General features: G+C 70.4%; 25 protein-coding genes and 1 pseudogene. 13 read left to right on the top strand and 13 right to left on the bottom strand.

The annotated features are described in order from the left end of the window. The coding region (locus ACTWQJ_RS19900) for an AAA family ATPase (RefSeq protein ID WP_443307970.1) at positions 1–2,065 on the bottom strand (2,065 nt) is incomplete at its 3' end. A gap of 358 nt (positions 2,066–2,423) precedes the next feature. On the opposite strand from ACTWQJ_RS19900, the gene ACTWQJ_RS19895 reads away from it, so the two are divergent. Further along, positions 2,424–2,720 carry a WhiB family transcriptional regulator gene (locus ACTWQJ_RS19895; RefSeq protein WP_443307969.1) on the top strand — a complete coding sequence of 99 codons (297 nt, stop codon included), beginning with the start codon at positions 2,424–2,426 and terminating at the stop codon, positions 2,718–2,720. Between the two features lie 13 nt (positions 2,721–2,733). Here the strand turns inward: ACTWQJ_RS19895 and ACTWQJ_RS19890 are convergent, their stop codons facing one another. Continuing rightward, positions 2,734–3,315 carry a TetR/AcrR family transcriptional regulator gene (locus tag ACTWQJ_RS19890; RefSeq protein WP_385518167.1) on the bottom strand — a complete coding sequence of 194 codons (582 nt, stop codon included), beginning with the start codon at positions 3,313–3,315 and terminating at the stop codon, positions 2,734–2,736. Between the two features lie 162 nt (positions 3,316–3,477). On the opposite strand from ACTWQJ_RS19890, the gene ACTWQJ_RS19885 reads away from it, so the two are divergent. The 7 genes and pseudogenes from ACTWQJ_RS19885 to ACTWQJ_RS19855 all read left to right on the top strand — a co-directional run bounded on the left by ACTWQJ_RS19885 (position 3,478) and on the right by ACTWQJ_RS19855 (position 9,106). Further along, positions 3,478–4,515: a class I SAM-dependent methyltransferase gene (locus ACTWQJ_RS19885; protein ID WP_443307966.1), complete on the top strand. Its 1,038-nt coding sequence runs from the start codon at positions 3,478–3,480 to the stop codon at positions 4,513–4,515. 49 nt (positions 4,516–4,564) lie between these two features. Then, positions 4,565–5,536, top strand: coding sequence for an NAD(P)-dependent oxidoreductase (locus tag ACTWQJ_RS19880; protein ID WP_443307965.1), 972 nt, complete (start codon positions 4,565–4,567; stop codon positions 5,534–5,536). Between the two features lie 4 nt (positions 5,537–5,540). Beyond that, positions 5,541–6,422, top strand: coding sequence for a hypothetical protein (locus ACTWQJ_RS19875; RefSeq protein ID WP_443307964.1), 882 nt, complete (start codon positions 5,541–5,543; stop codon positions 6,420–6,422). After that, positions 6,397–7,233, top strand: coding sequence for a prephenate dehydratase (locus tag ACTWQJ_RS19870; protein ID WP_443307963.1), 837 nt, complete (start codon positions 6,397–6,399; stop codon positions 7,231–7,233). Before ACTWQJ_RS19875 ends, ACTWQJ_RS19870 begins: the two co-directional genes overlap by 26 nt. Positions 7,234–7,526: 293 nt before the next feature. Then, complete coding sequence (locus ACTWQJ_RS19865; protein ID WP_443307962.1) at positions 7,527–8,177, top strand: HAD-IA family hydrolase; 651 nt, start codon at positions 7,527–7,529, stop codon at positions 8,175–8,177. 10 nt (positions 8,178–8,187) lie between these two features. Next, positions 8,188–8,661: pseudogene (locus ACTWQJ_RS19860) on the top strand (LLM class flavin-dependent oxidoreductase); the annotation flags it as partial. Between the two features lie 70 nt (positions 8,662–8,731). Further along, positions 8,732–9,106: a hypothetical protein gene (locus ACTWQJ_RS19855; protein ID WP_443307961.1), complete on the top strand. Its 375-nt coding sequence runs from the start codon at positions 8,732–8,734 to the stop codon at positions 9,104–9,106. A gap of 73 nt (positions 9,107–9,179) precedes the next feature. On the opposite strand, the gene ACTWQJ_RS19850 is transcribed toward ACTWQJ_RS19855, so the two are convergent. From ACTWQJ_RS19850 to ACTWQJ_RS19835, 4 genes are all read right to left on the bottom strand, one after another. Further along, positions 9,180–9,668 (bottom strand): TetR/AcrR family transcriptional regulator, encoded by a 489-nt coding sequence (locus ACTWQJ_RS19850; protein ID WP_443307968.1) that lies wholly within the window; start codon positions 9,666–9,668, stop codon positions 9,180–9,182. Between the two features lie 131 nt (positions 9,669–9,799). After that, positions 9,800–10,015 (bottom strand): hypothetical protein, encoded by a 216-nt coding sequence (locus ACTWQJ_RS19845; protein ID WP_443307960.1) that lies wholly within the window; start codon positions 10,013–10,015, stop codon positions 9,800–9,802. A gap of 116 nt (positions 10,016–10,131) precedes the next feature. Beyond that, entirely contained in the window at positions 10,132–12,936 is a 2,805-nt protein-coding gene (locus tag ACTWQJ_RS19840; RefSeq protein WP_443307959.1) for an ATP-binding protein, read from the bottom strand. A gap of 210 nt (positions 12,937–13,146) precedes the next feature. After that, on the bottom strand, positions 13,147–13,602 hold the full coding sequence (locus ACTWQJ_RS19835) for a nuclear transport factor 2 family protein (protein ID WP_443307958.1): 456 nt from the start codon (positions 13,600–13,602) through the stop codon (positions 13,147–13,149). 325 nt (positions 13,603–13,927) lie between these two features. Between ACTWQJ_RS19835 and ACTWQJ_RS19830 the strand changes: the two genes are divergently transcribed. The 3 genes from ACTWQJ_RS19830 to ACTWQJ_RS19820 all read left to right on the top strand — a co-directional run bounded on the left by ACTWQJ_RS19830 (position 13,928) and on the right by ACTWQJ_RS19820 (position 17,554). Beyond that, a complete protein-coding gene (locus ACTWQJ_RS19830) occupies positions 13,928–15,343 on the top strand; it encodes an FAD-binding protein (RefSeq protein ID WP_443307957.1) in 1,416 nt (471 codons plus the stop codon). 300 nt (positions 15,344–15,643) lie between these two features. After that, positions 15,644–16,444, top strand: coding sequence for a GNAT family N-acetyltransferase (locus ACTWQJ_RS19825; protein WP_443307956.1), 801 nt, complete (start codon positions 15,644–15,646; stop codon positions 16,442–16,444). A 216-nt stretch (positions 16,445–16,660) separates the two neighbouring features. Continuing rightward, positions 16,661–17,554: a Bax inhibitor-1/YccA family membrane protein gene (locus ACTWQJ_RS19820; protein WP_443307955.1), complete on the top strand. Its 894-nt coding sequence runs from the start codon at positions 16,661–16,663 to the stop codon at positions 17,552–17,554. On the opposite strand, the gene ACTWQJ_RS19815 is transcribed toward ACTWQJ_RS19820, so the two are convergent. After that, positions 17,548–17,670, bottom strand: coding sequence for a hypothetical protein (locus tag ACTWQJ_RS19815; protein WP_443307954.1), 123 nt, complete (start codon positions 17,668–17,670; stop codon positions 17,548–17,550). The two genes, ACTWQJ_RS19820 and ACTWQJ_RS19815, sit on opposite strands and share 7 nt — an antisense overlap. A 108-nt stretch (positions 17,671–17,778) precedes the next feature. Further along, positions 17,779–18,372 (bottom strand): TetR/AcrR family transcriptional regulator, encoded by a 594-nt coding sequence (locus ACTWQJ_RS19810; protein WP_443307953.1) that lies wholly within the window; start codon positions 18,370–18,372, stop codon positions 17,779–17,781. A gap of 203 nt (positions 18,373–18,575) precedes the next feature. On the opposite strand from ACTWQJ_RS19810, the gene ACTWQJ_RS19805 reads away from it, so the two are divergent. Together ACTWQJ_RS19805 and ACTWQJ_RS19800 are read left to right on the top strand one after the other, a co-directional pair. Further along, positions 18,576–18,920: a hypothetical protein gene (locus tag ACTWQJ_RS19805; protein ID WP_443307952.1), complete on the top strand. Its 345-nt coding sequence runs from the start codon at positions 18,576–18,578 to the stop codon at positions 18,918–18,920. 279 nt (positions 18,921–19,199) lie between these two features. Further along, positions 19,200–19,367, top strand: coding sequence for a hypothetical protein (locus ACTWQJ_RS19800; RefSeq protein WP_443307951.1), 168 nt, complete (start codon positions 19,200–19,202; stop codon positions 19,365–19,367). A gap of 11 nt (positions 19,368–19,378) precedes the next feature. Here ACTWQJ_RS19800 and ilvC read toward each other — a convergent pair whose 3' ends face one another. The 5 genes from ilvC to ACTWQJ_RS19775 all read right to left on the bottom strand — a co-directional run. Further along, on the bottom strand, positions 19,379–20,377 hold the full coding sequence (ilvC, locus tag ACTWQJ_RS19795; RefSeq protein WP_443307950.1) for a ketol-acid reductoisomerase: 999 nt from the start codon (positions 20,375–20,377) through the stop codon (positions 19,379–19,381). 36 nt (positions 20,378–20,413) lie between these two features. Next, positions 20,414–20,782 (bottom strand): hypothetical protein, encoded by a 369-nt coding sequence (locus ACTWQJ_RS19790; protein WP_443307949.1) that lies wholly within the window; start codon positions 20,780–20,782, stop codon positions 20,414–20,416. Beyond that, positions 20,779–21,075 (bottom strand): hypothetical protein, encoded by a 297-nt coding sequence (locus tag ACTWQJ_RS19785; RefSeq protein ID WP_443307948.1) that lies wholly within the window; start codon positions 21,073–21,075, stop codon positions 20,779–20,781. The genes ACTWQJ_RS19790 and ACTWQJ_RS19785 overlap by 4 nt, the downstream gene beginning before the upstream one ends. A gap of 23 nt (positions 21,076–21,098) precedes the next feature. Continuing rightward, positions 21,099–21,962, bottom strand: coding sequence for an alpha/beta fold hydrolase (locus tag ACTWQJ_RS19780; RefSeq protein ID WP_443307947.1), 864 nt, complete (start codon positions 21,960–21,962; stop codon positions 21,099–21,101). A 90-nt stretch (positions 21,963–22,052) separates the two neighbouring features. Beyond that, positions 22,053–22,218 (bottom strand): MmyB family transcriptional regulator (locus ACTWQJ_RS19775; RefSeq protein WP_443307967.1); only part of this gene is annotated, 166 nt, incomplete at its 5' end.

Here is a 22,218-nt window from a genome sequence, read left to right as displayed (position 1 = left end):
CTTCGGTGAGAGCGGCGGTGGTGCCGATGGCGTCGGCGGTCTGGGTGAGGAAGCCGACGCCGCGGGGGCGGGCCCAGGCGTCGACGGTGGCCTGCAACTCCCGGGCCCGGTCCACCTGGCCCCGCAGCGCGGCCAACAACCCCAGCTGTGCTTGCGTGTGATGAACGAACAGAGTGTGCCGGTGTGTTGTCGCCAGCTCCAGGCAGCGCTGTCCGGTGTGCTCGGCCTCGTCCCACTCGCCGACCGCGATCTGGTCCATCATGATCATTTGCAACATGGTCATGGCGTTGGTCAGGGCCCCCGTCTCCACCTCGCGGTCCACGGTGCGCTGGAGATGCGGCCGGTACTGGCTGAGGGTGTCCACGTGGTAGGCGGCCATGGCCAGCTTGGCGACATCCCACGGCTCCAGGTCGTGGAGACCGGAGAAAGCGTGTTCCACCCGCTCCCGTACACCGGCGCCGCGACGCACCACGTCGCTCCAGGCGTCCTGGTAGATGCGCGAATGCGAGGACACCAGGTCGCCCAGTGAGTCCAGGAGCTCATGAGTCCGCTCCCATGCGTCCCCATCACCCGCGTACAGGTTGACGGCCAGTAGCAGGTCGACCAAGCGGGTGAGCATCTCGTTCGGCTCCCGCACCCCGTCGGCGCGCATGCTCTCGATCGCCGCGAAGACCTGGCGCTGTGCGGACCGCACGTCCCCGTCCTCCCGCGAGGCAGCGAGGGACGCGACATAGCCTGACACGACCACCGAGGCCGGGGAATCGTTGCTGCCGGACCCGGTGTCCGAGCGGAGCAGCTGCCGGGCCTGGTCCAGCCGGCCGGCATCTCCGGCGACGAAGGTCGCGCTGCCCAGTCGTCTGGACCGTTCCCCGTGGTTCTCGCTGAGTTCCGCGGCGCGGGTCAGCCAGGCCACGGCGGCCACCGCGCCGCCCCGCCGGGTCGCGGACTCGGCCGCCGCCTCCAGCGCGGCCGCCACCTCCTCGTCGGGGTCGACCGTCGAGGCCGCCAGATGCGTGGCCCGCCGCTCGACGTCGTCGCGGTGCACCTCGGCGAGAGCCGCGTGCGCCGCGCGCCGCTCGTTGGGCGTGGCCATCTGCACCACGGTGGAACGCACCAACGGGTGCCGGAAGACGAAGTCGCCGCCGAGCGGGTCGATGTCCAGCAGACCGCAGGCCGAGGCCTCGTCGGCGTCGCGCATGCGGTAGCGCGTGCTCCGGGTGCGGTCGGCCGCCGTGCCCGCTCCGACGCCGTCCAGGGCACCGCGCAGCAGCTCAGCGCGCACTGGCTCGCCGAGGGACTTGATGCGCGCGCCGTACACCTGCTGCAGGCGCTGGGGCAGCGGGATGCCGGTGTACCCGAACAGTTCCCCGGGACTGCGTCCCGCCTGGCCGCCGCGCAGATAGGGCGGCAGTTCCAGCAGTGCCAACGGATTGCCCTGGGCCTCGTCCAGCACCAGACGGCGGATCTGAGGCTCGAGCCCGGGGTGGTGCCTGTCCAGGAGTTGTTCGGAGACCTTCTCCGACAGCGTGGTCACCGCCAGTTCGGGCAGCGCGGCCGTGTCGAAGCCCGAGGGAACCTCGGAGCGCAGGCCGACGACGAATTTCACCGAGCTGCCGGTGAGCCGGCGGCCCACGAAACCGCACACCTCGGTGCTGGAGGCGTCGAGCCACTGGCCGTCGTCGAGCACCAGCAGGAGGGGCTGCTGCGACGCAGCGAGGGAGAGCAGGTCGAGGACGGCGATCCCGAGCGTCATGACCGAGGGGGGTGTGCCCTCGCCCCGGCCGAAGACGACGTCGAAGACCCGCCGGTGCGCGTCGTCCAGCCGATCCATGTGGGTGAGCAGCGGATACAGGAACTGATGCAGACCGGCGAACGGCAGTTCCGACTCGGCCTCGACGCCGGCCGCCCTGATCACCCGGTGATTTTCGGCCGTCGCGAGTTCGACGAGGTGATCCAGCAGGGCACTCTTGCCCACACCCGCGTCGCCACGCAGGACGAGAGCCGCGCCCCCGGGTGCCGCCACGAACGCCGACAGCACCTCCTGCTCGCTTTCGCGACCGACCATGGTCCCGACGATCGACTCCACCGCCCTACTCCCTTCACCGCTGGACCGGCTCGGCCCGAACGCTCTCTGGCGAGGGTACGTCGTCCCGGCGGCCACATGTCGGGCGGCTGCGCGAGTGACAGCACGGCTGGTGGCCGGCCGGTCACTCACACCTGACGCAAAAGACTAGATGCCTCCACGGGATTTCGTCACCCGGCTATGGCCTGAAAAGTTCTTGTCGTGCGAAGGGTGTGTACTCTGTGGCCTCAACCCGGCGGTTCCGACACATGTGCGTTAGCCTCATACATATCTACTTGAGTACGTGTACGGACGTAACGGCGGGGGCCCGGCGGGCGCGTCGCTGGGAAGCGAGGTGGGCATGGACTGGGCCGACCGAGGGCTGTGCCGGACGCAGCCGGACCGGATGTTCGTCGAGGGCACCGCCCAGAACGAGGCCAAGGCCGTGTGTCTCGACTGCCCGGTGCGGTTCGAATGCCTTGCCTACGCGCTGGACCACCGCGAGGAGTACGGCGTGTGGGGCGCGATGACCGAGCGGGAGCGCCGTGCGCTGCTGCGCCGCCGTCCAGCGGTGAGGTCCTGGTCGGAGGTCTTCCGTGCGGCCCGGACGTGCGAGGACGCCGCACAGCGGTTCTCGGCCGTGTGGCTCGACCGCTGAGGCCGTGGTCGGTTCAGGGCCGCAGCGCCTGGAGGGTCAGTTCGCCGTACCTGCGCCACCGTGCCGGGTCCCGCTCCGCGAGGTTGATCAGTTGCAGACACATGCCGCACAGCACCACGCGCAGATCGAGCGGGTTCGCGTCCGAGCGGATCCGGCCGGCGGTCCTGGCCTCGTCCATCAGAGCGGCCAGGCGGTCCAGCAGGGGACCGGTGTACGTCGTCGACCTCCCCTCCGCGAGCGCCTCCGACAGCAGACGGTCCCGGGCGAGGTTCTCGAAGAGCAGGATCACGTACGTGTCGAAGGCCCGCGCGGGCTCGGCCTCCGCCAGGGCGGGCGCGGTGACGCGGTCCAACTCCGCCAGCCGGTGCCGCACCACCGCCGCCACCAGGTCCTCCTTGGTCGGGTAGCTGCGGTACACCGTGGCCTTCCCGACATCGGCCCGCTCGGCGACCTGAGGGACGGTGCCCTGGAGCCCGAACTCCTCGAAGACCTCCAGCGCCGCCGCGAAGACCCGCTCATGGTTGCGCCGGGCGTCGGCCCGCTTGCGGGGGGACTCCTGTCGGGTCTGCTGCGGAGTCGTCTGTGCCGGATTCACCCGCCCATTCTGCCTGCCGCCGACACGGCGGGCGGACCGTGTGAACCAGGAGGGGAGTCGCACTCGTTGCGAAGATGAGAGGTTGTCTTCTTTTGTCTCCTGGCACATCTTGGCCGGAGAACTCATACTTGAAAGTTTAATTACATGTCGGACGAGAATCGCGTGACGGAATTCCTCGAGCGGGTGGTCGCTGACAATGCGGCCGCCTTCGCGGGGGTGTCGACATCTCTGGGCATCCGTCTCGGACTGTACGAGGCGATGTCGGGGTCAGGGCCGCTCACCTCGGACGAACTGGCCCAGAAGGCAGGGCTCGTCGAGCGGTACGTCCGGGAGTGGCTGGCGGCGCAGGTCGCCAGTGCGTACGTACTGCACGACCCCGAAACGAACACGTACGTCCTGCCGGACGAGCATGCGGCCGTACTGGCCGATTCCTCTCTGCCGACGTACATCGGCGGCGGCTTCACCATGCTGAAGGCCCTCTACGGCGCCGAAGAGGCGCTGGCGAGCGTCTACCGGAGCGGCGGCGGCGTGAGCTGGCAGGACTACGGGCCGGAACTGGCGGAAGGTGTTGCCGCCTTCTTCAAGCCCGGATACGAGGCGGTCCTCGTTCAGGAGTGGCTGCCCGCCATGGAGGGTGTCGAGGCCAAGCTCCGGCGAGGCGCCTCGGTCGCCGATGTGGGATGCGGCTTCGGCCACTCGACCGTGCTCATGGCCAAGGCGTTTCCGCAGCCCCGCTTTCACGGCTTCGACTTCCACGAGCCCTCCGTCGAAGCGGCCCGAAAGCTGGCCGAGGAGGCGGGCGTCGGTGATCGCGTGACGTTCGAGGTCGCCGCCGCGCACGACTTCCCCGGTGGCGACTACGACCTCGTCACCTTCTTCGACTGCCTCCATGACCTCGGTGACCCCGGTGCGGCACTCCGGCGCGCCGAAGAGGCCCTCGCAGCCGACGGAAGCTGTCTTGTCGTCGAGCCGAACGTGTCGGCCGAGCCCGGGGAGAACATCCACCCGATCGGCCGGTCCTTCGCCTCCACCTCCGCTGTCCTCTGTCTGCCGACGGCCATGGCACAGAACGGCCCGCACGCGCTCGGCAACCATCCGGGCCCGGACGCTCTCCGAGAGATTGCCGCCGAGGCGGGTCTGCACAGCTGGAGGCTCGCCGTCGAGACCCTCACCAACCGCATCTACGACATCAAGCGTTGAGGGCGGACGCAGAGCGAGTGAACGACCAGCGGGAAGAAGCTGATGCACGATGAAGGACGGCACGTCCGTCTGGCTCCCCTATCACCGACACCAGATCCCCGGCCTGCCTGACGGGTTCTCCTACTCCTACTGGGACGGAACGGGCCCACTGCCCGGCGACCCCGCCGACGTCCGTTTCCTCGTCGGCATACCGGCGCCCGGCGCCGAACGCGTCCTGGGCCCCGTACTGCCGCGGATGCACAACCTCGAGGTGCTCCAGCTGCTCAGCTCCGGTTACGACCACATGCTGCCGCTGCTGGGCACCATGCCCCCCGGCACTCGGCTGACCACCGGGCGCGGAGTGCACCGCGAGGCCACCGCCGAGCTGGCGGTCACGCTGCTGCTGGCCCTGTGCCGGGGGCTCGACCAGTTCGCGGCCCACCAGGCCCGGGGAAAGTGGAAGGCCGAGTTCCGGCCCGCGCTGGCCGGCAAACGTGTCCTGGTCATCGGGTACGGCGCGGTCGGTGCCGCCGTCGCCGCCCGGCTCGGTGCCTTCCGGTGCGAGGCGGTCCTCGTGGCCGGGACGGCGCGCACCACACCGGCCGGGCGGGTGCACGGGGCGGCGGAGCTGCCCGCGCTGCTGCCCACGGTGGACGCGGTGGTGCTGTGCGCGCCGCTGACCGACCGGACACGTGGCATGTTCGACGCGGACGCGCTGGCGCTGCTGAAGGACGGGGCCCTCCTGGTGAACGTCGCCCGCGGCGAGCTCGTGGACACCCGCGCGGTGGTCCGTGAGGTGCGGGCGGGACGGCTCCGGGTCGCGCTCGACGTCACCGATCCGGAACCGCTGCCGTCCGGGCACCCGCTGTGGAATCTGCCCGGCACTCTGATCACCCCTCACGTGGCGGCGTTCACCGACGCGTTCGCCCCGATCACCGCGGACTTCCTGCGGCGGCAGCTGTACCGCTACCAGCGGGGTGAGGAACTGCACAACGTCGTTCTCATGACGACCGGCGTCGAAGCAGGTGAGCAGGCTGCCTAGGCCCATGAGGACATCCACGTACGGCGACCACCCGAAGCTGCTCGGACCCGACACCGGTCTCGCGCGGGTGTTCGCGTTCTTCGAGGCGGAGGGGCACTCCGACCCCGCCGGGGCCTGGCAGGCCCTGACCGGCACCTGGAACTGGGCCGCGCCGCTCCCGACTGCCGTTCCCAGCACGGACGTTCCGGGGCCGGTGGCACGGCCGGTCCCCGGCGGCTGCGCGCTGTCCGGACAGTGGCGCCTTCCGTCGTACGACTCGTACGACGGAACCGGACCGTGGCTGGCCCTGCCGCTCGCCCCCGTGAGGGACGGCGGTCCCGACCTCTTCGTGGTGGCCTCCAAGGTGCTCCCGGGCGATGTCGGCGCCGGCTCCGTGTTCCGCCTGGAAGACATGTACGTGCCGGCCGGATTCGTCACGCACTCGGCGGGCGAGCCGCTGCGCTCCGGCGACACGCCCTTCTTCTGGACGGCGGTCACCGCCCTGGCACTGGGCGCGGCCCGCCGCATGACCGACGCACTGGCTGCCCCGTCCACCGCCGCCGCGGCAGCCGAACTGGCCGCCGTACTGCACGACGAACGGCTGAGCCTGGCTGCCACCGTGCACGCCGCCCCCTCCGCCCGGCAGGGCCTGCCCCCGTCCGTCGAAGAACGGCTCGCCGCGCACGTCGGACAGGCCGGAATCGCTGTCCACCATGTGGTCGGCGCGGCGTACGAACACGCGCTCGCGTCGGGCGGGAGCGCCGACCGGCACCCCTTGGTGAACCTGATCGAGGCCTGTTCACCGATACTTCAGCAGGTGCGGTATGCGACGGAGCTTCTGCTGCCCCACGACAAGACCTCCCCCAGGAAGGCTGAACACGGTGACGACTGCCGCATATCAGGGTGAACCCGGATCCAACTCGGCGACCGCCGCGCGTGCCCTCTACCCCGAGGGCGGCGAGCTGGCCTGCACGAGCTTCGAGCAGGCCCTGGACGCCGTGACGCTCGGCGCCGCCGACGTCGCCGTGATCCCGGTCGACAACTCCGCGGCCGGACGCGTCGCCGACGTGCACCACCTGCTGCCGGAGTCGGGGCTGTTCATCGTCGCCGAGTACTTCCTCGCCATCCGCTTCGACCTGATGGGGGTGCCCGGCGCGACGCTGGACCAGGTGGAGTGCGTACGCAGTCACGTGCACGCACTGGGACAGTGCCGCAAGGTGCTGCGGGAGGGCGGCTGGCGCACCCTCGTCAGCGACGACACGGCCGGAGCGGCGCGCGAGGTGGCCGAACTGGGCGACCCGCGGCACGCGGCGCTCGCCCCGCCCGCCGCGGCCGAGCTGTACGGCCTCGAGGTGCTGCGTGCCGAGGTCGAGGACGACCCGGACAACACCACACGGTTCGTCGTTCTCTCCCGGGACGCCACCCTGGCCCCGCACACCGGGGAGCCGACGATGACGAGCCTGTTCTTCAGCGTCCGCAACATCCCCAGCGCGCTGTACAAGGCGCTCGGCGGGTTCGCCAGCAGCGGTGTGAACCTCACCAAGATCGAGAGCTACCAGATGGGCGCCGGGCTCAACGCCAGCCGCTTCTACGTGGAGATCGAGGGACACCCCGACGACGAGCGCGTCGCCCTCGCCCTGCACGAGCTGCGCTTCTTCTCCACCGAGGTGCGCATCCTCGGGGTGTACCCCGCGCATCCGCACCGGCTGAAGAACTGAGCGCACACCCGTACGGCAGACGGTGTGCGGCCCCGCGCCGACGTGTCACGTCCGACCCGTCGTGGCCCGTCGTGCGGGGCCGCTTTCGCTCCGGCTCCTGAGACAAGGAAGGCGTCCGGAGCGGTCCGGAAGGTTCCCCGCCGCCGTCGCCGGGGCGGCGGAGAACCCGTCACTGGGACAACGTAGGCACCCGCCCCGGGGTTCACACGCGAGAGCCGTCCGCATCGACCACCGCCGTGGGTGACCATCGGCACATGTGCCTGGCCAGCGAGAAACATGTCTAAAGTGTGGGTATGACCCAGCACCGCAAGGGCCTCGTCCTCGACTTCGGTGGTGTGCTGACAACCCCTCTGCTGCCCGCCGCGCTCGCCTTCGAACGCCGCGAGGGACTGCCCGAGGGGACCCTGCTCACCGGCCTCTACCTCGACCCCGAGGGCATCCGGCTCACCGAGGAACTGGAGCGCGGCGCGCTCACCCAGACCCAGTGGAACGAAGCGGCCGCCCGGCTTCTCGGCATCCCGCCGGACAACCTGATGGGCCGCATCTTCGCCGACCTGCGCCCCGAGCCCTCGGTGATCGCCGCGGCCGCCACCGCCCGCCGGGCGGGCATCAAGGTCGGCATCCTCTCGAACTCCGTCGGCCCGACCCCCTGGAACCTGTACGACGGCTACGAGGTGGAGCAGCGCTACGACGCCCTGGTGCTGTCGGAGGTCCACGGGACGCGCAAGCCCGAACCGGAGATCTTCCGGCTCGTGTTGGACGAACTCGGCCTGACCGCCGAGGAGTGCGTGTTCGTGGACGACACCGAGCAGTACCTGCCGCCCGCGGCGGAGCTGGGATTCGCCACCGTCCACGCCGTGGAGCCCGCCCGGACGGTCACCGCGCTGGAAACCCTGCTCGGCATCCCGCTGACGGACGACGACCCGGACCGGGTCACCCCCTGAGGAGACACCTATGCGACTGGGCCTGGCCCTGCCCACCTTCGGTCCCGACGCCCGGCCGGAAGGCATCCTGCGCGTCTGCCGTACCGCGGAGGACATGGGATACGACTCCCTGTGGACCGGTGACCGCGTCCTCGCCCCGCATGTGCCGGGCGCCCCCTACCCGAGCGGCGACGGCGAGATGCCGCGCGCCTACGAGAACCACATGGACCCCCTGGTCGCCCTGACGTTCGCCGCGTCCCACACCACACGGGTCCAGCTGGGCACGAGCACCCTGAACGGCCTGTGGCTGCCGCCGATCATGCTGGCCCGGGCGCTGACCACCCTCGACCTCCTCAGTCAGGGACGTCTGATCGTGGGCCTCGGCCTGGGCTGGATGCCCGACGAGTACACCGCGGTCTCCGTGCCCTGGAAGGGCCGCGGCGCACGGCTCGACGAGACCCAGGACGTCCTGGAGGAGTACTGGGCCAGCGACGTCTTCTCGCACGAGGGACCGCTGTTCACCATCCCGGAGACCGTGGTGGGCCTCAAACCGCGCCAGCGGCCCGGACCCCCCCGTGCTGCTCGCGGCGTTCACACCCGGCGGACTGCGCCGCATCGGCCGGCGGTTCGGCGGCTGGCTGCCCGTGGCGATGCCGCTCCCGCACCTGATGGACATGTGGGACGTCATCCAGAAGGAGGCGGTGGAGGCGGATCGCGACCCCGCCACCCTGCGCATGGCGCTGCGCGTCAACCCCCGGCTCACCGACACGAAGACAGACCCGGCCCAGATGCCCCGGGCGGGCACCCTGGCCCAGTACATCGACTACGCGCGGGCCGCCGCCGAGGCAGGTGTGCACGAGCTGTTCGTGGACTTCGGGCAGACACCCGCCGGCCTCGCCGAACGCGTCGACCTGGCCGGCCGCTTCCTCGACGGAGTCCGCCAGGACTGAATCGGTTCGTACCGGAGTGTGCCGACGCCGCCGTCGGTTTCTCGGAGCAGTCACCGATGAATGAATTGGCGTGTCAGGACGTTCCGAGGCCGTTCAGCAGGGTGTCGACGACGACGTCCGCCGCCTGTCCGGGGCTCAGTTCGGGCAGCTGCCGGGACACCAGGTGCATGAGCTGGGGCAGCAGCGCGCTCGCCCACCCCTCCGGGAGGCCGGGGCGCAGGAGGCCTTCGTCGGTGGCGCGCCGGAGGAAGGCGTCGACCTCGCGGACGGATGCGTCGCGGCGTGCGTGAATGGTGTCGTCGGCGAGCATGCGGGCGAGGTCGACGGGCCAGGTGCGGTTGACGGCGATGATGTTCTCGACGTAGCGGTGCAGGGCGACGGCGACGGGTGCCTCCCGGAGCCGCGCGTCCTCGATGGCGTGCTCGATGGCCGTAAGGCGAGATTCGTAAATGGCCGCCAGAAGGTCCTCGCGCGAGGCGAAGCGTCGGTAGACCGTGCGCCGGTCCACACCCGCCTCGGTGGCGATGCTCGCGATGCTCGCGGCGGGGTCGGCGGCGAGCATACGTGCTCCGGTGGTCAGGACGGCTTCCAGGTTGCGTGCTGCGTCGGCTCTCACCGCCCCGAGTCTAGTGGCGGGATGTGAAGCCTGAGACATCTAGCGCCTCTCGGGAGTAGAACGTTACCCTATAAATGCTACAGTGACGTGACAGATATATCTAGTAGTGCCAGATTGGTGAGCAGCGCGAAGGCCGTGGCGGGCGGAGCGTCCACGACGGCCTGCGCCTGACAGAAGCTGTGGGCCTGGTCGGGCTCGAACCCCGACGGCCAGTGGATGTCCGGATGGCTGTCCGAGGCACCGGACATTCCGGTTCCCCTCTCGTGGTGCAGGGTGGCGTCAGGTGCGGCCACCGGGGGAGGACGGCCCAGGAGGACATCCCCGCGTCCACTGTGCGAGGGGACCCGAAGCCCGGCATACGTCGAATGGCTGAGGGAACGACGAAGCCGTCGGTTCTCGCCCGCCGGGGTCAGTCGTCCTCGTCCGTGTCGAGCTGGGAGAGCGCGTCCCGCAGCGCGGCCCGAGAGGTGATGCCCAGCTTGGGATAGATCTGGTACAGGTGCGTGCCGATGGTCCGATGGGACAGGAACAGCCGCTCGGCGATCTGTTTGTTGGTCAGTCCGGTCGCCGCGAGCTTGGCGATCTGCAGTTCCTGAGCGGTCAGTGTCACGGCTCCCGGCCTGACGGCTGTCGGTGCGGACTGGCCGCCGGCGCGCAGCTCCGCCGCGGTACGCGCCACCCAGGGCTTGGCGCCCAGGCGTTGGAAAGCCTCCAGTGCCTGGGCCAGCTGCTCCCGGCCCTCCGTCGTGGCACGCAGCCGCCGCAGACGGTCGCCGTAGAAGAGCCGCACCCGTGCGACGTCGAAGGGCCAGCGCTCCGGACCGGGCAGAGACAGGGCCCGCTCGAAGAGGTCGACCGCCGCCTTCCCGGGTGTGGTCAGCGCCTCGCAGGTCAGCACCAGCAGCTCCAGCCGGGGCGACAGCCCGGCCATCGAGGACGCGCGCATCGCGGCCGCGTGGGCCGCGGCCTCCTTCTCCCGGCCGGTGCGGACGGCCGCCTCGACCAGGTCCATCGTGCCCCACATGGCGATCGGCACGTAGGGGGCCACGGTCCCGGGCGGACTGAGTGTGCAGGCGTGCTGGTAAGCGGTCTCGAAGTCGCCGCTGCCGAGGGCGGCCAGCGCCCTGGCATGGCAGGCGAAGAACCGTGCGCCGTGGGTCCCGCGAGGTGTCGCCCACCGGACGATCTCCTCGGTCAGCGCGGCACTGCTCTCCGCGTCGCCCTGTGCCGCGGCCACGGCCGCCTGGATGTACTGGAAGTACCACGCGAAGAACCGGTAGTCGTGCTCCTCGCACAGGGTGAGCCCCTCGGCCGCCAGCTGCGCGGCGTCGTCCCACCGGCCCAGGTGGAAGTAGTCCAGGCCCAGATGCATCAGCGCGCCCAGGTGGCGGCGGACGGGCGCGGTGCCGGCGCGGCCCTGCTCCGCCAGCCGGCGCGTGGCCCACCGGAAGTCCCCGAGCCGGTCCGGGAAGACCGAGGCGGTGCCGACGCGGATCACCCGGGTGGGGTCGTCCCCCACGGTGGCGATCAGCTCCGTCAGCCGGGGCAGCGCCGCAGCACCGGTGCGCGCCGGGTCGGCGAAGGTCTGGGTGATCACCCAGAGCAGCTCGGGCGGCTTGGGGGTCAGCCGGTCCACGAACGCCAGCAGCGGCTCCCACAGCTTCGGGTCACCGCCGTACCAGCACAGCAGCACCAGGACGTGCAGGGCCTCGATGAGGGCGTCGTCCGAGGCGTCGTAGCCGTGCTCCCCGGACTCGATCGCGCCGACCAGCAGCCGGTACGCGGTGTCGATGTCGCCGTCCCTGTTGATCAGCAGAAACGCGGACGCGGCCGCCGCGTGCAGCGACTGCTGTCCGGTGGGATGGGCCTGGGCTCCGGCGAGCAGTCGCGAGGCGTCCTCCAGCTCTCCGCCGGAGTCCACGCCGACATAGGCCGCCTCGGCCAGCCGGCGGCTCTCGTCGGACGCCGCGGGGCTGAGCCCCGCGGCACGGGTCAGCGCCGCCACCGCGCCGAGCGCGTCGCCGCGCCGCAGCCGGCGGTGCGCGGCCTCCTCCAGCAGGGCCGCGACCGTCTCGTCCCGGCCCACCGCCGCCTCTCCCAGGTGCCAGGCGCGGCGCTCCAGCTGGTCGCCGAGCACGTCGGCGAGCGCCTGATGGGCTCGTCTGCGTTCGGCGGCGGTCGCCAGCTCCACCACCGCGGAACCGATCAGCGGATGCCGGAAGGACAGCCGTCGGTTGTCGGTCGAGATCGTCACCAGCCGGTTCTGCTCCGCGGGGGCGAGGTCGTCGACACCGGCACGGTCGGATGCGGCGGCCTCGACGGCGGCCAGGTCACCGGTCCCCTCGAGGGCCGCGAGCAGCAGTATCTGCCGGCTGCGGTCGGGCAGACCGGCCACGCGCGAGGCGAACATGGCCTGGAGCCGCTCACTCAGCGGCAGCACACCGGGAACCGCCGCCAGGGTCGCGCGCTGCTCGGCGGAGAGCGCCATCGGCAGCTCCACCAGGGCCAGCGGGTTGCCGCGCGCCTCGGCCGCGATGCGGCGCCGTACGGCGGGGGAGACGTCGGGATGCGCGAGGGCGAGCAGCTCGGCCGACGAAGCGTCGTCCAGCGGCTCCAGCCGCCGCTCGGTCAGGCCGCTGGACTCGAAGAAGCTGTCGGAGCCCGTACGGGAGGCCGCCAGGAAGCCGATACGACTGCCGACGAGCCGCCGGGCCACGAAGCCGAGCACGGCGTTGGTCGCCCGGTCCAGCCACGGCAGGTCGTCGATGACGAGCAGGAGCGGCGTCCGGGCGGATATCAGCCGGAGCAGCAGCAGAACCGCGGTGGAGGTCAGGAGCCGGTCGGGCGCCGGTCCGCCGCCGATGCCGACCGCGACCCGCAGAGCGTCGCGGTGGACGGAGTCCAGGACGTCGAAGTCGTCGAAGAGCGGCACGAGGAGCTGGTTGAGACCGGCGTAGCTGATGTCCGCCTCGAACTGCACACCGGCCGCGCGCAGGACCCGGACGCCGTCGCGCAGGGCGCCGGTCGCCACCGCGTCGAGCACGGCGGTCTTGCCCACCCCCGCCTCGCCCGAGAGCAGCAGAGCTGCCCCGTGGACCTCGGAATTGCCGAAGAAGGAGTGAATGAACGCGAGGTCTCGGTCGCGTCCGACCAGCCGTGTCGAGGCCGGGCCGACGGTCGAGGCCGGGCCGACGGTCGAGCCCAGGTCGTTCATCGAGCTGCCTCCAACGGCTGACGTCTGGAGGCCTGGTGCTGTCCGCCGACCTGGCTGCGCCTGCACCCGGCTCCGTGCGGCCCATGCAATCACTGCAGTTTAAAGGACGCCCTGAATTCACCCCTCTCGTTATTCCGAACCGGAAGGGCTTGATTCTGTGGGCCGAAGCACGAGACGCGTCACTAGAGCAGGCTGTCTGTCACCCGAGGACTACCGCTGTACGGCAGCCTGGCGCAGATGGCAGCTGACATCGCCGACGAGGTTGATGCGGACCTGTCGCTCTACGAAGCGCCACTGCCCGGAACGGCGCTCGAAGCGGTCACGGTACCGGCCACTGGCGATGGGTTGCAGCGGCAGGTCGGGCAGCGCCTGAAACACAGTGACATACGAATGCGAGACCGCCATGCTCGTCTGTTCGTCGACCTCGATGGCGACATTGGTCGTGACGTGCTGGGTTCGCGGTGTGCCGTCGTCGTAGAGGATCACAGTGTCCTGGAACATCTGCTGGATCGCGTTGCGGCCGCTCACTGGCTCGCCGCTGCCTGTGAAGGTGGCGTCAGCGAGAAGGATGCCAAGACCTGCGAAATCTCCGTCGTCCACGAGCTCGGCGTAACGCGCGATCAGGTTCTCGATAGCCCGGTAGCTTGACGTCGGATCGGTGGACATGTGGGTGGACCTCGGCATGGTTTCCTCCAGGTGAGACGAGCGATCTTCAACGCGCTTCCCTTGATGATCACAGGGCTGCAAATTCGCCGATTGCGACAAGTAGTGTGCCTAGATGGCACACGTATCTCCTACGCGTCCGTCCTTCACAACGACAGACCACTGCCCTGCCGTCAACATGTGAGTCCGGACATGTTGATGTGAACGGCGAAGGGGGTCCGGCCCGTTTCAGTCACGTCAAGGTAGGCGCCCGGTGACCGTCTTGCCTCGTTCCGCGCGGGTGAGTGTCTCGGGGCGTTCCGCTTATGTGAGTGAGGTTGTGATCAGGATGAGTGCGAACGTGTCCGGTACGGCGGGTGTGGATCTACGGCCGGAGGACGTGATGGCTCTGCGGCATTCCGTGAGAGGACCGGTTCTCGAGCCGGGATCGGCGGAGTACGAGGCGGAGTGCGCCACGTACAACCTGGCCTGTGGTCTTCGGCCGGCCGTCGTGGTCGGGGCGAGCAGTGAACTCGACGTCCGTTCGGCGGTCCTGTTCGCCGTGCGTCACGGGCTGCCGGTCGCGGTGAAGTCCGCGGCCCATCAGATGGTCTCCTCGGCCCAGGGCGGGCTGCTGATCACGACGCAGCGGATGAAGCGCATCGTTGTCGACGCACAGGAGAGCACCGTGCGGGTCGAGGCGGGTGTGCGCTGGCGCGAGGTACTGCCTCGCACGGCGGAGTTCGGGCTGGCCCCCATTGTGGGCTCGGCGCCGGACGTCGGCGTCATCGGATACACGCTGGGCGGCGGTCAGAGCCCGCTGCTGGGACGCACGCTCGGCTATGCCGCCGACCACGTGCGGTGGTTGAACGTGGTCACGGCGGACGGAGAACTGCGCCGGGTGACACCGCAGAGCGAACCGGACCTGTTCTGGGCGCTGCTGGGCGGCAAGGGCAACTTCGGTGTGGTGACCGAGATCGAGTTCGAGGTGTTTCCGGTCGCGCGCTTCTACGGCGGCGGCATCTACTTCGCGGGTGAGCACCTGGCCGAGGTGCTGGAGGCCTGGCGTGCCTGGCTGCCGACGGTGGGGGAGGCGATGACCTCGTCCCTGGGGATCCAGCGCCTGCCCGACGTCCCGGCGCTGCCCGAGCCGCTGCGCGGTGCCTTCGTGGTCCATCTGCGGATCGGTTACCTGGGGTCGGCGGCCGACGGGGCCGAACTGGTCGCTCCGCTGCGGGCGGCCGCGCCGGTGCTGGTCGACCTGGTGGGGGAGAAGCCCTTCACGTCGATCGGGGAGATCCACATGGATCCGGTGGATCCGATGCCGTACTTCGATCGCAGTGTCTGCCTGGAGGAGTTCTCCGAGAAGACGGCGCAGGTGCTCGTGGAGCTGACCGGCGCGGAGTCGGGATGCACCCTGGCGAACGTCGAGATCCGGGCGCTCGGCGGCGCCTTCGACCGTGAACCGGAGTTCCCCAACTCGGTGCCCAGCCGCGGTCTTCCGTATGTCGTCTTCGGGTTCGCGGTGGGCGCTCCGGATCAGGCGGAGAAGCTCCGGGCCGACCTGGCGCGGGTCGTGGACGGGCTGGCGCCCTGGGCGGCGGAGCGGAACATGGTCAACTTCCTCTCGCCGGACGAGGCGACCGACACCGAGGGAGTGCGCGCGGTGTACGGGGCGGAGCGGTTCGACCGGCTCGCCGCGGTGAAGAAGCGCTACGACCCGACCAACGTCTTCCGGTTCAACCACAACATCACGCCCGCCTGATTCCGGGCCCGGAAGTGAACCGGCGGTCGTCCCGGATCCGTGTGGGTAGCGGCAGGTTCCCCGCTGTTGATCGGCTGCGGCGGGGACGCGACGGCCGCTTCGGCGTGGTGCGTCTCCGGGCGGTCGTCCCCCGGGCTGCCGCTGAGACCCGCGGTGGAGGCGGGGCCGAGCGGGAGCCCGGGGCTGTCCGGATCCAGGCGCTCTATGACGTGAACGGCGGTGTCCGAACACCGTGAGCGGTGGGGATCGTCGTACCGAGCGCAAGACATTTCACAACACACGACAAAGTGAGGGGTTGCCGTGACGGACCTGACGGCCGCGGTCGAATCCGTGGCACAGCTCTCCACGGTCTGGCGTGCCATGGTGCTCGACCGGGACGAGGAGTCGGACGTGCGCGATCTGCCGGGTGTAGCCGTCCGCTGGGCCGACTGCCGCTTCGCCTTCTGGAACGCGATCACCCTGACCGAGGTCGGGGCCGACGCCGTGCTCCTGGAGAAGCGTCTGGAGCAGGCGGCGGACATCATGCGGTCCAAGAGGCAGCCGGGCTTCCTGTGGCTGTTCGAGGACCTGCTCGCGGACGACGCGCGTGCGGCACTGGAGGAGGCGGCGGAGCGCGCGGGCCTGGCGTACGCCTTCCCCGGCACCGGCATGGCCGGCGACCTGCTGCCCATCCCCGAGCCCCGCCACCCTGACCTGACGTTCGAACGAGTCACCACCGACGAACGCCTGCGGGCCTACGCGGACCTCAACTCGCGCGCCTACGGCTTTCCCCTCGAGGACGGCCGCGACGGTCTGGTCGGCTCCACGCTGTGGAAGCGGGAGGTGTACGCCTACCTGGCGCTGCGGGACGGCGCCCCGGTCGCCTGCGCCGCCACGGTCGAGGCCGAGGGCCGGCTCTTCGTCGTGCTCGTCGCCACCGACCCCGAACAGCAGCGCCGAGGCTACGGTGAGGCGGTGACGCGCAAGGCGCTGTACGAGGGCGCCCGCGCCACCGGACTGACCCGGGCCACCCTGCACGCAACCGTCGCCGGGGCACCCGTGTACCCGCGCATCGGCTTCGAGCCGAACTCCCCGATGCACTTCTACGGACTGAAGAGCTGAGGATGTGAGGTCACCCGTGGCTGTACCGCCCTCGACATATGTGTGTCACACGTATCGAAGAGCACCATCCACCGTCAAGTGACTGATGCGCATGGTTTGTCCGGAAGTGCAGACTGACGGCAGCCGACACCTCCGGCGAACCCCTCGGCACCCGATACCCCGCCGCCGGCGGGGTATCGGGTGCCGGTATGTCCGACACGGAGAAGAGGATCTGGCGTGACACCGGTCGAGCAGCAGCGTTCGTTGAAGAGCAGCAATCCGATACTCTCCCGGCCGCAGTTCAAGCGGCGAGGCGGGCAGAAGACGGCGGCCAGGGACCCCCGAGCGGGGATCGCCGTCGCGCAGAGCCGGATCGGCATGGGCAAGGACCTGGACCAGGTCCACGAGGACGATTCCGCTCCGCTCCCCTTGTCCGTCGGCGACCTGATGACGATGGACGACGTCCTGTCCCGTGCGCTGACGGGACTCGGGGTGACGGCCCTCGCGGCCGCGCTGTCGTGGACTCTGCTGCCGTACGCTCCCCTCGGCGCGGCCGTGGCCTACGGCATCGCCGTCGGCGCCGGACTGGTCGCCGCGGCGCTGGTGGTGATCCAGTGCCGGAGGAAACCGCCGTCCCCGGCCCTGCCCCTGACGTTCGCCGCCTTCCAGGGTGTGTTCCTCGGCGTGCTCTCGGCCACGGCCTCCAGCCACCTCTCACCGGGTGTCTTCGTCCAGCTCGTGCTGGGGACGATGGCGACCTCCGCCGGAGTCCTCCTCGCCTACAAGCTGCACTGGATGCGAGTGAACCGCCGCCTCTACGGCTTCGCCGGCGCCGCACTGTTCGGAGTGTGCTTCCTCGCCCTGGCGGACTGGACCCTGTTGCCCCTCACGGGCGCGGACGTCCTGGGCCTGCACCCCGCTGGCCTCGGCGTCTTCATGGGCCTGTTGGGCGTCGTCCTCGCGGCGTCCTTCTTGTCCCTGCACTTCAGGAAGGTCGAGGACGCCATCAAGTACGGCGCGCCCCGGGACCAGTCCTGGCTCGCCGCGTTCGGTCTCACCCTGACCCTGACATGGCTGTACGTGGAGACCGTGCGGCTGCTCACCCTCTTCCCCGGCGAGGAGCTCTACTGACCGGGCGTCACGCGGATCGCGGGAAGGCCCCGTGAGTCGTGTACCAGGTGGGCGGCGACCAGGTGGTACAGCAGGGCGGTGCACAGGCCGGGCACCATGGTGGCGGCCTCGACCAAGCGCAGGAACCGGTTGTCCGCGACGAACGCGAGCGTGCCGTCGGCCTTCCGGTTGACGGAGACTAGCAGCGAGTCGAGGGTGAGCCGACTCCGGACACCCGGCAGGGTTCACCCCACTTGCCGCGCTTCCTGACGAACGGAGGCCTCCCGCGCCGCGGCGCCCGACGGGCACAGCCCCCGCATGAGCACGTCGAAGAGCCGCCTCGATCTGGCGCACTCCTCGTCGTCCGTTCCAACGCGCCACAGGGGACCGAGCAGCAGGAGCACGTCGTCGGCCGTCGTCCCGGGCACGATGGTCCCGGTCTCTTCGTTGGCGTCCACCAGCGCCGAGAGGGCGTCGAGCAGCGGTCGGTACGCCTGTCGGCACTGCTCCGTCAGCGTGCCGGCGGTCCCGCTCATGGCGTCCGCGAACCCCGGCGTGCTCGTGCCGACGCTCAGGAGGCGCTGCAGCCACGCGCGCAGCGCGAGCGGCGGGCACAGGGTGCTCAGGAGGGCGGGCACGGCGGTCACCAGTTCGTCCACCTCCTCGCCGTACACCTCGAGCACCAGGGATTCCCGGGTGGGGAAGTGACGATAGAGCGTCCCCTGGCCGACGCTCGCTCTGCGCGCGATGGTCTTCAACGAGGTGTCGCCGGGAGCGGCGAGCACTTCGGCCGCCGCTTCGAGGATGCGCAGCCGGTTGTGGCGTGCGTCCGATCTCATCGATGCTCCGGTCTCTCTCCGGTGGTGATGCCACGGGGCGCCGTCCTGCCACGCCGGGCACGGCTGAAACGCCACACACATTGCCGTCACGGCTGGAGGCGCCCGTGAGACACGTATTCTGAGTGAAACCTACACCGACATGTCGTCCGTCGGGGTACGGCAGACACATGTCACCCGCGCTGAGCAGAAGGCCATCGATTCCCATGCCCCATGAGCGCCTCACCTCACTGACCGCCGCCCTCGCCGAGGACCTCGACCACGGTGTCTGGGCCCCGGAACCGCTGGAGCGGACCCTCGCGGCTCGCCTTCTCCTGGCCTGTGCCGGAGACGGGCAGTTCACCCCGGCCCGCCTGCGTGAGCCCCTGTGGGAGGGCAGCGTCGCCCTGACGTACGCCGGTGGCGGCCGCCTCGCCCGCTTCCTCGCCCACTTGTACGAGGTGACCATGCATCCCGCACCGGACACCGACTCCGCGCTGTCCGACGCCTCACGACTGCTGGAGCGGGTGGCACAGGACGCGGCGCCTGCCACGTACCCCGCAGTCGGATGACGGATGTGGTCCGGCCCCCGCCCCCGAGAGACTTCCTGCACGAAGCTCACACCCCGGGCACGAGGGGAGAGACCATGACAAGGTACGACAGGTGTGGCCGGCCGTGCTGTGACCACTCGTCGGCTGTGCCACCCAAGGGCGCCGGCGCGGGCCGGCCCGTTCTCACCCTGGTACGGGGCTCCGACACCGACGGGCGCCCGTCGAGCTGTCCACGCTGACGCGGACGCTCATGCCGACGGACGTCCGGGCGCGATCGCGACGCCGGTGCACGGCACGCTCATGGCCACCTGGATGCCCCTGAGCGGGCCGTCCCGCATCCCGCAGGGCCAGGTCCTGCTGGCGGTCTGGCCGGGCCTGCGCGGCGACTGCTCCGGCGTCGCCGCGGTGACGGAACTGCACGCCGCGCTCCGCCTCGCCGCCGTGGTCCTGGACCGCCTGACCGACTGACTGCGGTGAGGCTACGCCTCCTCGTTCACCCAGCTCATCAGCTTGCGCAGCTGCTTGCCCGTGGTCTCCAGCAGGTGCTCGGAGTCCTGCTGCTTGTACTCGTCGTACTTCTTCAGACCGCCGTGGTACTCGGCCATCCACTCACGCGCGAAGGTGCCGTCCTGGATCTCGGCGAGGACCTTCTTCATCTCGGCCTTGGTGGCGTCGGTGATGATGCGCGGACCGGTGACGTAGTCGCCCCACTCGGCGGTCTCGGAGACCGACCAGCGCATCTTCTCCAGGCCGCCCTCGTACATCAGGTCGACGATCAGCTTCAGCTCGTGGAGGCACTCGAAGTAGGCGATCTCCGGCTGGTAGCCCGCCTCGACGAGGGTTTCGAAACCGGCCTTCACCAGCGAGGAGGTGCCACCGCAGAGCACGGCCTGCTCACCGAACAGGTCGGTCTCGGTCTCCTCGGTGAACGTCGTCTCGATAACCCCGGCACGGGTGCCACCGATGCCCTTCGCATACGACAGCGCCAGCGTGAGGGCGCCCCCGGAGGGGTCCTGCTCGACGGCGACGAGACAGGGAACGCCGCGGCCCTCCTCGTACTGACGGCGCACCAGGTGGCCCGGGCCCTTGGGGGCGACCATGCACACGTCCACACCGGCCGGCGCCTTGACGAAGCCGAAGCGGACGTTGAAGCCGTGGCCGAAGAACAGCGCGTCGCCGTCCTTCAGGTTCGGGGCGATGTGCTCCTCGTAGACCTGGGCCTGGATCGGGTCCGGCACCAGGATCATGATGACGTCGGCCTCCGCGGCGGCCTCGGCTACCGTCACCACGCGCAGGCCCTGCTCCTCGGCCTTCGCCCTGGACTTCGAGCCCTCGTGCAGACCGACCCGCACGTCGACGCCCGAATCGCGCAGCGACAGCGCGTGGGCGTGGCCCTGGCTGCCGTAGCCGATGACCGCGACCTTGCGGCCCTGGATGACGGACAGGTCGGCGTCGGTGTCGTAGAACAGCTTGGCCATGGGGAACTTCTCCTTGTCTGAGATGTGCGGCACCGGTCAGGCCGCCGTGTAGGCGGCGACCAGCCGGTCCAGAAACACTTCGAGCCGTTCGTTCATCGCGCGGTGGTCGTTGCGCCGCAGCTCCTCCGGCTGCTGGACGAAGCGGTGGCCGGCGAGCGCGGTGAGTTCCTCCTCCGCCGACTCGATGAGCCCCTCGACGATGTCCCGGTCGAACTCCATGTGGCACTGGAACCCGTACAGGAACCTGCCGTACGCCACGATCTGCCGGGGGCACCCCTCGCTGGCGGCCAGCACGGTCGCGTCGGCCGTGAGTCCGGGCATGTCGTGGTGCCAGTGCCCGGAGTCGAAGCTCTCGTCGAAGCCGTCGAACAGCGGGTGCCGGCGGCCGGCCTCGGTGAGCGTCACAGGGAAGGAGCCGACTTCCGGCAGACGCCGACGACGGCCTTGCCCGCCGCCGTGCAGGAGGCGATCAAGGACATCTCCGCCGCCGCGTCGAAGTGCGGGCACTCGGCGGTGGTCGTGGCCGGGGACTGGGGGCCGCCCATCACGACGAGCAGGTCGATGTCGTCGGCTGCCGGCGGGAGACTCTCGCCGGCGTGGAGGCGGGAGTAGGTGACGGTGTGCTGCCGGTCCAGGGCCCACCGAGCGTAGGCCCCGGGAGCCTCGAACGCTTCGTGGACGACGAAATGCACGCGCATGGCTTGTCGGACTCCTGTAGAGGTCAACGTTCGTGGGGATGGCGGGGAGCCGGAACGGTCGGCAGAAACCGTGGCCCCGGCGCCGTCGGCCACCTGACCGTGTCGGTGGGGGAGAGCTCGGGGTGGGGCCGGTGGACGTCACGGAGGAATCCGGTGAGGATCTCCAGCGTCCGTCCCGGCTCCTCGAAGGCCGCCGCGTGCCCGCCCCTGACCGCGGCCAGCCGTGCGCCGGGTATGCCGACCGCGAGCTCCACCGAGTGCTCCGGGGCCACGAACTGGTCTCCCGCCGCCGCGACGACCAGGGTGGGGGCGGTGACGGCGGCGAGGTCGCCGCGGACGTCGATGCCCAGGGCGAAGGCGATCTGCTGGGCGGTGCCGGGAGCGGAAGCCGCCAACCGGGCGGTCAGGCTTCGGGCCGCTTCAGGTGTCTGCGCGGCCAAGTAGTCCTCGGAGAAGGACAGCGAGGTCAGGAAGTCGCTCAGCTCGTCGTCGTGGCGGGCGTGCAACGACGCCCACATCTCCAGGCTGAGCCACAGCGCAGTGCGGGGCCGGGCGAATCCGGAGAGGGTGAACAGGCCGCGGACCCGGTGGGGATGGCGGGCGGCGACCTTGACGGCGACGGCCGCGCCGAGCGAGGTCCCGGCGATCACGAAGTCGCTCAGCCCGGCCCTGCGAGCGGTGGCCACCACCTGGTCGGCCACGGCACCCGCCTCCAGCGGGCCGACGGGCAACGGACTGCGGCCCGATCCGGGGAGGTCGGCGAGCACGACGGTGTGCTCGGCCGCGAGGTCGGCGAGCAGCGTCTCCCAGGTGCCGGTCGCGGTGCCCCCGATACCGGGCAGGAGGACCACACCGGGCCCGCTGCCCTGGATGTCGTACGCGAGCATGTGCCACCTCTCCTCACACTTCCCTAGGAGCACGAGAGGCGAGGGTCTGCGGGTTCACCTGCGGGCGTGCGGTTTCACCTGCCCGGGCCGCTATCGAGTCGTGTCCCTCGCCTGGTTCGGTTCCGTCCGCTCCGCGGTCCAGGAGGTGAGGATGCGCAGGGCGTCGTGGGAGGGGCTGCCGGGTTCGGCGGTCAGGACCATCAGGCGCTGTCCGGAGTCGTCGGGGCTCGCCCAGGTGTCGCAGTCGAGGGTGAGC

Origin of the sequence: Streptomyces sp. KR55 (genome assembly GCF_052245645.1) — a bacterium.
In the GTDB taxonomy this organism is placed as follows: Bacteria; Actinomycetota; Actinomycetes; order Streptomycetales; family Streptomycetaceae; genus Streptomyces; species Streptomyces flavusporus.
Note: the sequence above shows the minus strand (reverse complement) of the source record. Positions and strands in the feature narration are given on the sequence as shown.

What these genes read in the sequence shown, in the direction of transcription:
- ACTWQJ_RS19895 (WP_443307969.1), top strand. Translation starts at nt 2,424, where the DNA reads ATGGACTGGGCCGACCGAGGGCTGTGCCGGACGCAGCCGGACCGGATG.
- ACTWQJ_RS19880 (WP_443307965.1), top strand. Translation starts at nt 4,565, where the DNA reads ATGAAGGACGGCACGTCCGTCTGGCTCCCCTATCACCGACACCAGATC.
- ACTWQJ_RS19875 (WP_443307964.1), top strand. Translation starts at nt 5,541, where the DNA reads ATGAGGACATCCACGTACGGCGACCACCCGAAGCTGCTCGGACCCGAC.
- ACTWQJ_RS19865 (WP_443307962.1), top strand. Translation starts at nt 7,527, where the DNA reads ATGACCCAGCACCGCAAGGGCCTCGTCCTCGACTTCGGTGGTGTGCTG.
- ACTWQJ_RS19850 (WP_443307968.1), bottom strand. Translation starts at nt 9,668, where the DNA reads ATGCTCGCCGCCGACCCCGCCGCGAGCATCGCGAGCATCGCCACCGAG.
- ACTWQJ_RS19840 (WP_443307959.1), bottom strand. Translation starts at nt 12,936, where the DNA reads ATGAACGACCTGGGCTCGACCGTCGGCCCGGCCTCGACCGTCGGCCCG.
- ACTWQJ_RS19835 (WP_443307958.1), bottom strand. Translation starts at nt 13,602, where the DNA reads ATGTCCACCGATCCGACGTCAAGCTACCGGGCTATCGAGAACCTGATC.
- ACTWQJ_RS19830 (WP_443307957.1), top strand. Translation starts at nt 13,928, where the DNA reads ATGAGTGCGAACGTGTCCGGTACGGCGGGTGTGGATCTACGGCCGGAG.
- ACTWQJ_RS19810 (WP_443307953.1), bottom strand. Translation starts at nt 18,372, where the DNA reads ATGAGATCGGACGCACGCCACAACCGGCTGCGCATCCTCGAAGCGGCG.
- ACTWQJ_RS19805 (WP_443307952.1), top strand. Translation starts at nt 18,576, where the DNA reads ATGCCCCATGAGCGCCTCACCTCACTGACCGCCGCCCTCGCCGAGGAC.
- ACTWQJ_RS19800 (WP_443307951.1), top strand. Translation starts at nt 19,200, where the DNA reads ATGGCCACCTGGATGCCCCTGAGCGGGCCGTCCCGCATCCCGCAGGGC.
- ilvC (WP_443307950.1), bottom strand. Translation starts at nt 20,377, where the DNA reads ATGGCCAAGCTGTTCTACGACACCGACGCCGACCTGTCCGTCATCCAG.
- ACTWQJ_RS19785 (WP_443307948.1), bottom strand. Translation starts at nt 21,075, where the DNA reads ATGCGCGTGCATTTCGTCGTCCACGAAGCGTTCGAGGCTCCCGGGGCC.
- ACTWQJ_RS19780 (WP_443307947.1), bottom strand. Translation starts at nt 21,962, where the DNA reads ATGCTCGCGTACGACATCCAGGGCAGCGGGCCCGGTGTGGTCCTCCTG.